Source organism: Streptomyces sp. NPDC024632, assembly GCF_055559175.1.
In genome coordinates this window covers 138,340-151,320 of the sequence record NZ_JBVHLD010000004.1, presented here as the reverse complement: position 1 = coordinate 151,320, position 12,981 = coordinate 138,340, and the positions used below count along the sequence as shown (strand labels likewise).

Sequence of the window (12,981 nt, the reverse complement as noted above, 5' to 3'; positions counted from 1 at the left end):
AACCTCACCGCGTGGCTGCGGGGCGGCCACCCCCCCCCCCCCCCCCCCCCCCCCCCCCCCCCCCCCCCCCCCCCCCCCCCCCCCCCCCCCCCCCCCCCCCCCCCCCGCCGTGGGTTGCGGGGGCGGCGTGCGCGGGCCGGTCCCGGATGTGACGGGCGCGGTACGGCGGTACGGTCCCGGCATGGCCGCGAGCGGTACGGCGGTACGGCGGTACGGTCCCGGCATGGCCGCGCCGCCCTCGCCGCGGGTGGTCCGTGGCGAGGGCGGCGCGGTCGACAGCGGCCGGGCGGAAGGGTGTCAGGCCGGGGTCAACTCCGGGGTCGGCTCCTGGACCGGGGTCAGTCCGTGGGCCAGGCCCGACAGCGGCCGGGTGCCGCCGAGCTGGTTCAGATCGGCGCCCTCCCAGCCGCGGGCGCGCAGCTCGGTCAGGACCCGCGGCGCGCGCAGCATCCGGCCGCCCGCCACCGTGTAGGAGGCGTCGAGGTCCACGGCGGCCAGCCCGTTGACCTCGGCGACGACGGCGGCCAGCGCGTCCGCGGCCACCGCTTCCGTACGCGCCGCGCGGGCGCCCTCCCCGGCCGTCACCCGGAAGAGGTCGGGGCGGCGCGCACCGGGCAGCGCGGAGCCGGTGTCCAGGCAGTGCAGCCGCAACTCCCGCTCGTCCAGGGGCCGTTCCGTGGTGACCTCGGCGAGCAGCCGGCCGTCTTCCACGGACACCCGCGCGGACCGTACCGCCGGATGCGCCAGCAGCACGCGCTCGGTCGCGTCCAGGTCCACCGCGTCGGGTCCGAGCCGGGCCAGGCGGCGCGGGGCGGGGGCGGCGAAGTCGAAGAGCGCGGCGGCCTCGTCGAGCCGCAGGTCGACGGCCGCGTCGCGGTGCGCCTCCAGCAGCCGCCCGTACCCGCGCAGGAAGTGCTCGACGGCCGCCGCGTCCATCACGTCGGCCCGCGCGTTGAGGCCGACGGTGACCCCGTCGTCCCACTCCCCGACCCGCAGATAGGTGTCGGTCTCGGACAGCGCCCACGCGGTCGGCTCCGGTGTCCGCAGGAGGCGTTCCTTTCGGGTGCCGCAGCTCTTCGTCCCGTGGTTGAGGAAGTTGACCTCGGAGGAGGTCCTGATCGGCGCGCCGCGCCGGAAGGCGTCCTGGGCGACCAGCTCCACGATCTCGTCGTACGGCGCGTACGCGTGCTCCTGCGCCGTCTCCAGCGCGGTGGCGACCCGCGCGACCACCTCGGCGAATCCGGGGTCGCCGCCGAGGTCGACCGAGACGAGCGCCGGCGAGAACATGCACGTCAGCACGGACATCCGGGGTCCGTCCTGGCGGTGGCTGGTCAGCCAGCGGTGGGTGACCGTCCGCTCGCCGGTGTACGTGGCCATGGCCACCGCGTACGCCGCCAGGTGTACCGCGGAGGGCCACACCCGCAGCCGGGCGGCGATCTCGCGGACGGCGGGGAGCAGCGCGGGCGAGGTGAGCGTCGCCCCGAAGGCGGCGACACCGTCGGGCGCGGCCGGCTCACGGCGCCGTACGAACATGTCGGCGGGCAGCTCGGATACCGCCCGCTGCCAATAGCGCAGCATCTGCGCCCGCTCCGGCGACGGCCGCGCCTCGATGGCGGCGAGGTCGGCGGGCTGGTACGCGACCGGCCCCAACTGCGCCCGGCGGCCGGTGGCGAGCGTGCCGAGCAGTGCCTCGAAGTCGCGCTGGAAGAGCTGCATGCTCCAGTCGTCGAAGGCCGTGTGGTTGAGGACGAGCGCCAGCGTGCGCGGCACTCCGCCCGTGGTGACCGCGCAGGCCCTGATCGGCCACTCGCGTTCCGGGTCGAACTCGGTGGTGGACATCTCGGCGATGACCGCCGCGGGTCCCGGCGTACCGTCCTGCTCGGTGGCGGCCACCAGCAGCGGCATCGGCCCCGGCGGCTCGACCCGCTGTCTCGGGCCCGGCCTGGCGTGTGCGTCGAAGACCGTGCGCAGCCCCTCGTGCCTGCGCACCAGATAGGCCAGCGCGGACCGCAGGCCCGTCAGGGAGAGTCCCTGCGGCAGCGGGTAGTTGGTGACGATGTGCGCGTCGTGACGAGCGCCCGCGGGCACCTGCTGGTACCTCAGCCAGTGGTACCGCTGCCCCCAGCAGAGGTCCGCGCTTCTCACCTCGGGCATCCCGCCCTCCTTCCAAACCGTGAGTGGGACCGGCCCGGCCGCATTCGCGCGGGCCCGTGAATCACCTCCCAGCATCAGGCCCGAACGGGAATAACGGCAGCGTTTCACGGTGGCCGCTTGTTGACGGCAAAAAGCTGCCATCGGGATTCGACCCGGTGCAACCCGGCAAGGGTTGACGGGAGTTGCGCCGTCCGGGAATCTCATGGTGTCGGAGAAACCAGATCCGGCATCCGGGGCCCACTCGGGTCCCGAATTTCCTTACATGGAAGGTGTGGTTCCTTTGTCCAAGACCGCCGTGAAGGCCGCCGTCAAGGCCGCGTCCAAGGCCGCCAGCAAGGCTGCCGTCAAGGCCGCTGACAAGTCGGCGACCAAGGCCGCGTCCAAGGCGGCCAGCAAGGCTGCGAGCAAGGCCGCGTCGAAGGCGGCCGTCAAGGCCGCGGTGAAGGCCGCGTCCAAGGCCGCCTGATCTCGGACCTGCAACATGTCTGAGCTCACGGCCGTGTGACGTCCGTCGCCGGCAAGGCGCCGCGTCCGCCATCAGGCGGCCGGCGCCCTGCCGGCGGGCAGCCCTCCCCCAGGGCCGGACGGCCGACCGCTCGGGCCCACTTCTCCCAGGGAAGGGGAAAGTCCGGTGGAACACGCCGAGATTATCGAGCACCTTCAGCATTCCCTCTCCGTGATCCTGGACCGGCCGCTCCCCGAATTCAGCGCGGATACCAGGATTCTCGAAGACCTGGAGATCGACTCCATGCGTTTTGTCGAACTCCTCATGAGCCTTGAGGACACCATCGGCCTCGAAGTCGACCCCGACACTCTCGAACCCGAGGTATTCCAGTCCGCAGGCTCCTTTGCCGACTACATCAAAATCCGGCTGGACCTCACGCGGGTCGCCGGTTAGCCGAACACGGCACGGCCCAACGGAGGATTCGATGAGGGACACGCTCGTGGCGTGTGAAGCGGCGGCCCATGACGGCGGGTTCACGCCCGGCCTGGAGCTGGCGCTGCGCACGGTGGAGGTCGGCGCTCCCGCGGGACGCGTCGCCGCTTTCCCGGCGGGCCGGGTGCCCACGGGCGCCGAGGTCGTGCCGCACCGCCTCGCGGAAATGGAGGGCGTCGCCTTCGTGGCGTGGCCCCACCGGCCCGCAGAATCCGCCGCACCGGCCTCGTACGACGGGCCCGACGACCGCCGCACCGTATTCGCCGCGCTGCTCGGCGCGGTACGGGTGGGCGTGTCCCGCAGGCTCCTCGACGACGCGGTCGCCCACCTGTCCGGACGGGTGGGCGGCGGCGAGCCCCTGATCCGCAAACAACTCGTGCTCGGCACCGTCGCCGACGTCATGACCGCACTCGACGCCGTACGCCAACTCCTGCTCGTCGCCCACCGCGTCCCCGCGGCCGTGGCCGACGCGCACGACCGGATCACCGCGCTCGACTGGGACACCGCCAAGCTCTTCGGGGCCTCCGGTTACCTCGCCGACGGACCGGTGCGCGCCGCGTACGTCGGCCGGCTCGCGGCGGACTGCTGGACCGACCGGGAGGACGTACAGCCATGATCCCCCTCGACACCCCGCTGCGGGAGCTGCGCGAACAGTGCCGGGAAGCGGGCCGGGAACTGCGCGCCCACGCCCTGGCCGTCGACGCCGACCCGGCCGGCACGGCCCACCTCGACCTGCCCGTCATGGCGCTGGTCAGGTCCGCCTCCACCCCCAAGGACTACCGCACCGGCTCCGCCGTGGACGACGGCGGCTACTCCGACACCTGCCTGTCCCGCGTGGTCGCCAGCGTCGAACTGGCCCGCGGCGACGCGGGGGTGCTCAGCGCCAACACCGGTCCCTCCCTGGCCGGCGTCGCTGTCGACACCCTGGGCAACGAGGCACAGCGCGAACTGTTCTACGACACCATCGCCGACGGTCGCGCCTGGACCTTCTTCGGCATGACGGAACCGGAGCACGGCACCGACGCCACGGCGATGGAGAGCAGGTTCGACGCGGCGGGCGACCCCGCCGACGGTTACCTGCTCTCCGGCTCCAAGCGCTATGTCGGCAACGCCTCCCGGGGCGCGATCGGCGTGGTCTTCGCCAGGACCGGCCGCAGCCCGCTCTCCATCCGCGGCGCGCTGATCCGGCAGCCCGCGCCCGGCTTCCACGGCGAGCCGCTGGACATGATCGGTCTGCGCGGCGCGCGGATCTGCCGGCTGGACCTCGACGAGGTGCCCGTGCCGCGCGAGATGCTGCTCGGCGCCCACCTGCCCGCCTCCCGGCGCGGTCTGTGGGGGATCAGCAGGACCTTCAACGCGATGCGGCTCCAGATCGCCGCGCTGGCCCTGGGCACCGCTCTCGGCACCCGCGACTACGTGACCGAGCAGCGTCCCGGCTGGTCGGGGCACGAGGTGGTCTCCGCCCGGCTCGACGCGGCCACGGCGCTGCTGTACGAGTCCGCGGCGGCCGTCGACCTCCAGCCCGACGTCGTACGGCCGCCGTCCATGGCGAAGCTGCACACCACCGATCTGGCGGTGCGCACCACGCACTGGGCGGCCCGGGCGCTCGGCCCCGGCGCGCTGATCGAGCACCCGCTGCTGGAGAAGTGGAGCCGGGACGTGCTCGCCTTCGAGTTCATGGAGGGCACCAGCAACATCCAGCGGCTGCACATCACCCACGACCTGGCTGCGCGGAAGGGACGGACATGACCGCCACGGACCTGACGGCGCGCCCGGCCACGGCGTCCGTCCCCGCCCCCGCGACAGCTCCCGCGCCCGCGTCCTTCGCGTGGTCCGCCCGGCCGGTCACGGAGGCCGACCACGACGCCGTACTCGACCTCTTCACCGAGTCCGACTTCTACTTCCGCACCGCCCGCCCCGCCACCCGCCCGCAGTGGGAGATCCTCGCGCTGCTGGACGAGGACACCCGGCTGCTGAGCGCCGACGGACGGCCCGTGGGCCTGTACGCCCTGGAGGCGATGGGCGCCGAGCACGCCTGCCACTACGTGCTGCACCTGCGGCTGACCTCCCGGCTGCGCACGGACGCCTGGGCGTCGGCGTACCGCGAGCTGGTCCGGGCGCTGCGCTGGCAGCGCGAGGTGGTCCGACTGGCCGTCGTCGTCCACGAGTTCGACGACCGGGGCTTGACCGCCGCCCGCCTGGCGGGCTTCACCGAGGAAGGCGTCCTGACCGGACACGTCGTCCACGACGGACACCGCCGCGGTTCCGTCTTCCTCTCCCGGATCTGGGAGCCCACGTCATGATGCTGCGCGGATACCGGGGCGCCGACCTGCCCCTGCTCACCGGCCACTGGCTGCCGGGCGAGCTGCTCGGCCTGTCCGTGCCCGGCAGACCCGTCCTGGCGGAACCGGCCCGGGTGCCGGCGCCGGAGGGTCCCGGCGAGGACGGAGCGCCGGGCCAGGACGACGAGTTGTGCGTCGTGCCCGGCACCGGCTTCGTCCGGCTCGCCGCCCTGGACTGGGTGCACCGCAGGGCGCGGCTGGAGATCGGTCTGCGCTCCGGCGCGGAGACCAGCGCGGAGCCGCTGCTGAAGGCCGCCCTCGACCACGCTTTCCGGGTGCTCGGCCTGAGCCGGGTCTTCGGCTGGGTCACCCCGGCCGTGCCGCTGCCCGACGGGCTCCCGCGCGACGCCCTGCTGCGTGACGCGGGGCTGAGCCCGGAGGCCGACATCCCGCGGGCGCTGTGGCTGGACGGCCGCCCGGTGGCCCGACAGATCTGGGGAGCGACCCGCCATGGCTGACCTGACCCTGCTCGGCACCGCCGAGGCCGCCGCGCGGCTGAGCGCCGCGCCGCAGGCCGCACGCGGCTTCCTCGGCCTCGACCCGGTCACCCAGAACGGCCCGCTGCTCGCCCGCGAGCTGGCCCGTACCGGAGCGCAGGTGCTCCAGGCCGGGGACGTGCTGCTGGGATACGTGCCCAACCCCGCGCAGCCGCGCCAGGGTTGGGTCGCGACCACGTCCGCCGACCCGGAGCCGCTGGCCGCGCTGCTCGCCTTCCTGCGCACCTACCGCCGGTGCACGTCGTATGTCGCCGAGGTCCCCGACGGCTCACCGGCCGTGCCCGCGCTCGAAGCCTGCGGCTTCACCGGCGCCGGCCGGCTGCCCGGCCATGTCTTCCACACCGGCGGCTACCACGACGTGCTGGTCTACTGCGCCACCGAGGAGGGCTGACCCATGCCGTTCGTGACCGTCCGGCATTTCACCGAGGACGACATCCCCACGCGTACCGCCCTGTTGCGCGAGTCGCGCTTCCAGGCGAATCTCACCGACTTCGCGGTCGTCAGCGACGACGACGCGCTCACCGCCAACCAGCGCCGCACCCTCACGCGTGAGCACGACGTCAAGCGGATGTTCACCATGTGCGACTCCCGCGGCGCGACCGTCGGCTTCGCCTGGATCACCTCGATCGACTGGCCCGGGCAGACCTGTGAGCTGTCCTTCGGCGTGCTGCCGGAGTGCCGGGGCCCGTACGGCGCGACCGCCGTGACCGCCGCGCACGCGTACATCCGCGCGGAGTTGAACATGCGGGTGGTCGTCAACCAGGTCCTGGAGCACAACACGATGCTGGTGTCGTCCGGTGAACTCACCGAGCAGCGCCGGGTGCGCTGCGCGTACGACTCCTACACCGTCGGCGAGTGGCGCACCGCCTGCTACTGGACCGAGAGCGAACAGGACGTGCACCGCCGGCGCGAGCAGGTCGCCGACCGGCGCCGTGCGATCGCCGCCCGTATCCGCTCCACGTCGTCCCAGCCGTCATGAGCGCCCGCGCCGCGGAAGGCGGCTATCTGCACCACGCGACGATCGTGGGCGACACCGTGGTCTTCGTGTGCGAGGACGACCTGTGGACGGTGTCCGCCGAGGGCGGCACCGCGCGGCGGCTCACCGCGGGCACGACCGCGTGCGCGGGCCCCCGGCTCTCGCCCGACGGCCGCCAGGTCGCCTTCACCGGCTCCCCCGACGGCCTCACCGAGGTCTGCCTGACCTCGGTCTCCGGCGGCCCCGTCCGCCGGCTGACCCACCAGGCGGGCCGGTGCACGGTCACCGGCTGGCACCCGCTGACCGGCGAGATCCTGTACGCGAGCACCGCGGGCCAGCCCGAGGGCTTCGGCTTCCGGCTGTTCGCCGTGCACCCCGACGGCGGCCCGCCGCGGCTGGTCGAGGCGGGCCCCGCCGCGTCCGTGTCGTACGGGCCCGGCGGCGGTTCGGTGATCGGCCGGAGCATCGCCGACCCGGCGCGCCGCAAGCGCTACCGCGGCGGCGCGGCCGGTGAACTCTGGGTGGACGACGACGGATCCGGCGCGTACCGGCGGCTCGCGCTGCCCGCGGGCAATCCGGCGGACCCGTGCTGGGTCGGCAACCGGATCTACTTCATCAGCGACCACGAGGGCACCGGCAACGTCTACTCCTGCCACTCCGACGGCACGGGTCTGACCCGGCACACCGACCACGACGAGTACTACGCGCGCGGTCTGTCCAGCGACGGCCGCCGGCTGGTCTACCACAGCGGCGCGGTCCTGCACGTGCTGGACCCGGCGCGCGGCGGCACCCGGCGGCTGCGGGTGGAGCTGGGCCCCTCGGGCGTCCAGCACCAGCGCCGCATCGTGTCGGCCACCGGTTTCCTGGACGGCGCGCGGATCGGCCCCGACGGGCAGACCCTCGCGGTCACCGCCCGCGGCAAGGCGTTCACGCTCGCGCCCTGGTCGGGTCCGGTACGGCGGCACGGGCGCCCGGACGGTGTCCGCTACCGGCTGCTGAACTGGCTCGCCGACGGCGAGCGGCTGGTCGCGGTCGCGGGCGACTCGGGGCCCGGTGAGCGGCTGGTGCTGCTGCCCGCGGAGGGCGGCGCGGAGCTGCTCGGCGTGCCGCTGGCCGACCTGGGCTATGTCACCGCGCTGGCCGCCTCGCCCGCCACCGGGCAGGTCGCCTTCGCCACCAACCGGCAGGAGCTGTGGAGCGTCGACACCGACCGGCCGAAGCTGGAGCCGCGGCTGCTCGACACCAGTGCCCATGAGCGGATCGAGGATCTGGCCTGGTCGCCCGACGGCCGCTGGCTCGCCTACACCTATCCGGACACGCCCAGGAGCACGGCCATCAAGGTCGCCGAGGTGGACACCGGACGCACCTCGCGGATCACCCGACCGGTGCTGCGGGACGCGCTGCCGTCCTTCGACCCGGCGGGCCGCTATCTGTACTTCGTCGGACAGCGCGACCTGACGCCCGAGCACGACCAGGTCCAGTTCGAGATCGGCTTCCCCTTCGGCGCCCGGCCGTACGCGGTGCCGCTGACCGCCGACCGGCAGCCGCCGTTCGCTCCGCCGCAGCAGTCGGCGGGCGGCGCGTACTCCCCCGACGGGTACGACGAGGGCGATCCGGAAGGGCCGGTCGCCATCGACTTCACCGGTATCGAACGGCGCCTGGTCCCGCTGCCGGTCCCCGAGGGCCGCTACGCGGCGGTGCTGGGTCTGCCCGACTGCGTGCTGCTGCTGTCGGTACCGCTCAGCGCGCCCGAGCCGGACGACCCGCAGCAGCAACAGGAGGGCAGCGTCACCCTGGTGGACCTGGCGACCGGCGACGTGACCGAGGACTATCTCGGGCCGGTCGACGAGATCAGCACCGACCGCACCGGCACGGCGCTGCTCTACCGGCACAACCACCGGCTGCGCGTGGTGCCCGCGGGCGCGCCCAAGGAGGCCGTGGAGGACTTCGACTCGCCCATCGCCCCGCCGGGGCGGCCCACCGGCTGGGTCGACCTGGACCGGGTCAAGATCCCGTTCGTCCCTGCCGCGGAGTGGCGGCAGATGTTCCGGGAGGCGTGGCGGCTCCAGCGCGAGAGCTTCTGGAACGCCGACATGTCGGGGATCGACTGGGACGCGGTGCACCGGTGCTATCTGCCGCTGCTCGACCGGGTCGCGACCCGCGCCGAACTCTCGGACCTGGTCTGGGAGTTGCACGGCGAGCTGGCGACCTCGCACGCGTACGAGCGCGGCGGCGACTACGGCGCGCCGAGCGGTGAGGCGCAGGGTTTCCTCGGTGTGGACTGGGAGCCCGCGCCGCAGGCCGAGGGCCGGTGGCGGATCGCGCACGTGCTGCGCGGCGACCCGTGGAACCCCGACGCCACCTCGCCCTGCGACCGGCCGGGCGTCGACATCCGGCCGGGCGACGAGATCGCCGCGGTCGACGGGCACCTCGTGGGGCCCGGCGGCCCGGCGGAACTGCTCACCGGTCTCGCGGGCCGCGAGGTCGAACTGACCGTGCTGCGCGGCGGCGCCGTCCCGCGCCGGGTGGTGGTCCGCGCGGCCCGCAGCGAGGCGCGCGCCCGTTACCTGGACTGGGTGGCCCGCAACAGCGCGTACGTGGACACCGTCTCCGACGGCAGGCTCGCGTATCTGCACGTGCCGGACATGTTCAGGACCGGATACGCGGACTTCGTACGGCAGTTCCTCGGCGGTCTGGACCGGGAGGGGCTGGTGGTCGACGTGCGGTTCAACGGCGGCGGCCATGTCTCTCCGCTGCTCCTCGACCGGCTCGCGCGCAGCCGCACCGGTACCGAGCACGGCCGGTGGAGCGGCGCGGTGCCCTATCCGCTGGAGTCGCCGCGCGGTCCGATGGCGGCGCTGATCAACGAACAGACCGGCTCCGACGGCGAGATCTTCGGCCATATGTTCCGCGAGCGCGGCCTGGGCACGCTGGTGGGCACGCGGACGTGGGGCGGCACGATCGCCACCTGGCCGCGGCACGGGCTGGTCGACGGCACGGTGACCACCCAGCCCGAATTCTGCTACTACTTCCGCGGGGTCGGGGCGGGGCTGGAGAACCGCGGGGTCGAGCCGGACATCACGGTCGCCGTGGTCCCGGCGGGGCCGCAGCCCGGCCTGGACGCGCAGTTGGCGACGGCGGTGACGCATCTGCTGACGGTGCTGCCGGCACCGGCGTCGACGGACGGGTCCGGCATGGACCTCGCACCGGCCGACGCCGGGGCGGTCGGCGCCGCGACGGGACGGAGCGGCGGATGAGCGGGCCGGAGGCGGCGGGGCGGGCCGCGGCCGGACCGCTCGTCCCCACGCCTCTGGCGGCGAGCCCCTTGGAGACCGGGCCGGTCGCGGCCGGAGGGGCCCTCGCCCCGCCCGTCGCCGGGACCTGTGAGGTGTGGCTGGTGCCGGTGCGGCGGCGCGCGGCGTGGGCCGGTCTGCTCGGCGCCGAGGAGCGGGAGCGGTGGCAGGTGCTCGGCGAGGGCGCGGCGGCCGATACGTTGCTGACCTCGCGGGCGGCCCAACGGCTCGTCGTAGGACGCTACTTGGGCGTGCCACCGGCCGAGGTGGCCGTCGAGCGGGGTTGCGGGCTGTGCGGCGCGCCCCGGCACGGCCGCCCCCGAGTGGCGGACGCCGCCTTCGACTTCTCCGTCTCGCACACCCGCGAGTGGCTGCTGATCGCGGTCGTCGGCAGCGGCCTGATCGGCGCGGATCTCGACCAACTCGACGCGGACCGTGACGCGGACGGCCTCGCGGCGCTCACCCTGACCCCCGCCGAGCGCGCCGCGTACGACCGACTCCCGCCCGGCGCGCGCCCGGAGGCGTTCCTCGACGCCTGGGTGCGCAAGGAGGCGGCGATGAAGCTGACCGGCCACGGCCTGTCGGCTCCTCCCGCGGCGATCGACGTCAGCACTGCGCTGGCCACGGCGCCGACCGTGCGGGACTGGCCCCGCGCCCCGCTCCACCTCACCCCCCTCGCGGCCCCGCCCGCCCATCGCGCGGCCCTGGCCACGACGGTTCCGGTGACCCACGTCCGGCGGCGCACGCTCCCGGAGTGACGGCGGCCACGCACGGCGCCTACGCCCGGCGCCTACGCACGGCGACCACGGACGGCAGCCACACCGAATGGCCGCACCCGACCCCGTACCGATGCGTTTCGGACGGCGCCGGGCGGCGGTCGGCGCGACGCGCGCGGGTGCGCGACGGCACGGCGCGGCGTCGCCGGTCGGGGCCGCCGCGCCGACCTCAAGCGGGCGCCCCGTTCGGGGCGTGACGTCCCGTCACCGAAGGCGTGACCACCGGGTCGCATCGGCGTGAAACGGCCCGAATCCGCCCTACCGGCGAGTGCGGAGAGCGAACTAGCCTCGACACCAAGTTAGTTGCCTACGGCACTTAGTGCTACAGGCACTGACCTCTGCTGCCCCTGGCACCGCTCTGGCACCTTCCGCACCGGCAAGACAGGAGTGTCCGTCATGGCCACCGCCGCGCACCCGCCCGTTGCCGTCACCGCCCCCGCCGCCCGAGGGACGTGCCCCTTCGCCCCACCGCCCGCCTACGAACAGGCCCGAGGCGAGGAGGGGTTGAGCCGCGTCCGGCTGTGGGACGGCACGTCGTGCTGGATGGTGACCCGGCACGCGGACATCCGCTCCGTGCTGCGGGACCGGAGCTTCAGCTCGGACGCGAGGCGGCCCGGCTTCCCGTTCCTCTCGGCGGGCCTGCGGACGCTCGCCACCGACCGGCCGACCTTCATCCGGATGGACGACCCGGACCACGCCCGGCTGCGCCGCATGCTCACCGCCGACTTCATGATCCGCAAGGTCGCCGAGATGCGACCGGCCGTACGCCAGGTCACCGACGACCTGCTGGACCGGATGGCCGCCCGCGCCGACCGCACCGCGGACCTGGTCGCCGACTTCGCGCTGCCGCTGCCCTCCATGGTCATCTGCCTGCTGCTGGGCGTCCCCTACGCCGACCACGCCTTCTTCCAGCAGTGCAGCAGCACGATGCTGCGCACCGACGCGCCGCCGCGGGAGGTCGCCGCGGCGCAGGCCGAACTGGGCTCCTATCTCGCCGGGTTGGCGCGCGCCAAGCGCGCCGCGCCGGACGACAGCATCATCAGCCGCCTCGCCGAGCAGGACGTCCTGGACGACGACGAGATCGCGTCGATGGGCCGGCTGCTGCTGGTGGCCGGGCACGAGACCACCGCCAACATGACCTCCCTGTCGGTCCTCGCCCTGCTGCGCGAGCCCGCCCAGGCCGCGCGGCTGCACGAGGCGGCCCGGCTCGACGAGGACGGCGACGGCTCCGCCCTCGACACCGCCGTCGAGGAGCTGCTGCGCTACATGACGGTGGTCCACAACGGGATCGGCCGGGTCGCCGTCGAGGACGTGGAGGTCAGCGGCACGCGGATACGGGCGGGCGAGGGCGTCCTGTGCATGATCGGCGCGGCCAACCGGGACGAGGACGCCTTCCCCGAGGGCGGCCTGCTCGACCTCGGCCGCCCCGGCGCCCGCCGCCACCTGGCCTTCGGCTTCGGCGTCCACCAGTGCCTCGGCCAGCCGCTCGCCCGCCTCGAACTGCGCGTCGCGCTGCCCGCCGTACTCCAGAGGTTCCCCGGCCTGCGCCTGGCCGTCCCCTTCGAAGAGCTGCGCTTCCGCCACGAGATGGCCGTCTACGGGCTGCACGCGCTCCCGCTCGCCTGGTGAACCCCGCCGCTCCGCAACGAAAGGAACGCCTCATGCGTGTCCACGTCGACACCGACAAGTGCTGCGGCTCCGGCATGTGCGTCCTGACCGCGCCCGGCGTCTTCGACCAGCGCGACGAGGACGGCATCGTGCGGCTGCTGGCCGACGAGCCGCCCGAGGCGACGTGGGACGACGTCCGCGAGGCCGAAGTGGGCTGCCCGGCGCAGGCGATCGAGACGGTCGAGCCGTAGGCCGTAGCCGCAGCCGTAGAGCCGTAGAGCCGTACAGCCGTACAGCCGTACAGCCGCGGGGGGGGGGGGGGGGGGGGGGGGGGGGGGGGGGGGGGGGGGGGGGGGGGGGGGGGGGGGGGGGGGGGGGGGGGGGGGGGGGGGGGGGGG

Annotated in this window: 13 protein-coding genes; 12 read left to right on the top strand and 1 reads right to left on the bottom strand. The window is 74.4% G+C overall.

Going from position 1 to position 12,981, the window contains the following annotated elements; genetic code table 11:
• Positions 1-297 precede the first annotated feature (297 nt).
• Positions 298-2,154 carry a condensation domain-containing protein gene (locus ACZ37P_RS10420; RefSeq protein WP_467345988.1) on the bottom strand — a complete coding sequence of 619 codons (1,857 nt, stop codon included), beginning with the start codon at positions 2,152-2,154 and terminating at the stop codon, positions 298-300.
• A 280-nt stretch (positions 2,155-2,434) separates the two neighbouring features.
• Here ACZ37P_RS10420 and ACZ37P_RS10415 point away from each other — a divergent pair, with 280 nt between their 5' ends.
• The 12 genes from ACZ37P_RS10415 to ACZ37P_RS10360 all read left to right on the top strand — a co-directional run bounded on the left by ACZ37P_RS10415 (position 2,435) and on the right by ACZ37P_RS10360 (position 12,834).
• The gene (locus ACZ37P_RS10415) at positions 2,435-2,620 is read left to right on the top strand and encodes a hypothetical protein (protein ID WP_355342376.1); all 186 of its coding nucleotides are present in this window, start codon (positions 2,435-2,437) and stop codon (positions 2,618-2,620) included.
• Between the two features lie 165 nt (positions 2,621-2,785).
• On the top strand, positions 2,786-3,052 hold the full coding sequence (locus ACZ37P_RS10410) for an acyl carrier protein (RefSeq protein ID WP_188284224.1): 267 nt from the start codon (positions 2,786-2,788) through the stop codon (positions 3,050-3,052).
• A 31-nt stretch (positions 3,053-3,083) separates the two neighbouring features.
• Positions 3,084-3,707, top strand: a complete 624-nt coding sequence (locus tag ACZ37P_RS10405) for an acyl-CoA dehydrogenase family protein (protein ID WP_355342379.1) — start codon at positions 3,084-3,086, stop codon at positions 3,705-3,707.
• Entirely contained in the window at positions 3,704-4,840 is a 1,137-nt protein-coding gene (locus ACZ37P_RS10400; RefSeq protein ID WP_355342382.1) for an acyl-CoA dehydrogenase family protein, read from the top strand. Before ACZ37P_RS10405 ends, ACZ37P_RS10400 begins: the two co-directional genes overlap by 4 nt.
• Entirely contained in the window at positions 4,837-5,394 is a 558-nt protein-coding gene (locus ACZ37P_RS10395; protein WP_391163053.1) for a GNAT family N-acetyltransferase, read from the top strand. Before ACZ37P_RS10400 ends, ACZ37P_RS10395 begins: the two co-directional genes overlap by 4 nt.
• Positions 5,391-5,891, top strand: a complete 501-nt coding sequence (locus ACZ37P_RS10390) for a GNAT family N-acetyltransferase (RefSeq protein ID WP_355342388.1) — start codon at positions 5,391-5,393, stop codon at positions 5,889-5,891. The genes ACZ37P_RS10395 and ACZ37P_RS10390 overlap by 4 nt, the downstream gene beginning before the upstream one ends.
• On the top strand, positions 5,884-6,321 hold the full coding sequence (locus tag ACZ37P_RS10385; RefSeq protein ID WP_355342391.1) for a GNAT family protein: 438 nt from the start codon (positions 5,884-5,886) through the stop codon (positions 6,319-6,321). The genes ACZ37P_RS10390 and ACZ37P_RS10385 overlap by 8 nt, the downstream gene beginning before the upstream one ends.
• A gap of 3 nt (positions 6,322-6,324) precedes the next feature.
• Positions 6,325-6,909, top strand: coding sequence for a GNAT family N-acetyltransferase (locus tag ACZ37P_RS10380; protein WP_355342394.1), 585 nt, complete (start codon positions 6,325-6,327; stop codon positions 6,907-6,909).
• On the top strand, positions 6,906-10,163 hold the full coding sequence (locus ACZ37P_RS10375) for a S41 family peptidase (RefSeq protein ID WP_467345987.1): 3,258 nt from the start codon (positions 6,906-6,908) through the stop codon (positions 10,161-10,163). The genes ACZ37P_RS10380 and ACZ37P_RS10375 overlap by 4 nt, the downstream gene beginning before the upstream one ends.
• Positions 10,160-10,957, top strand: a complete 798-nt coding sequence (locus tag ACZ37P_RS10370) for a 4'-phosphopantetheinyl transferase family protein (protein WP_467345986.1) — start codon at positions 10,160-10,162, stop codon at positions 10,955-10,957. The genes ACZ37P_RS10375 and ACZ37P_RS10370 overlap by 4 nt, the downstream gene beginning before the upstream one ends.
• Positions 10,958-11,371: 414 nt before the next feature.
• Positions 11,372-12,604, top strand: a complete 1,233-nt coding sequence (locus tag ACZ37P_RS10365) for a cytochrome P450 (RefSeq protein ID WP_467345984.1) — start codon at positions 11,372-11,374, stop codon at positions 12,602-12,604.
• 32 nt (positions 12,605-12,636) lie between these two features.
• Entirely contained in the window at positions 12,637-12,834 is a 198-nt protein-coding gene (locus ACZ37P_RS10360) for a ferredoxin (protein WP_188284234.1), read from the top strand.
• Positions 12,835-12,981: the final 147 nt, after the last annotated feature.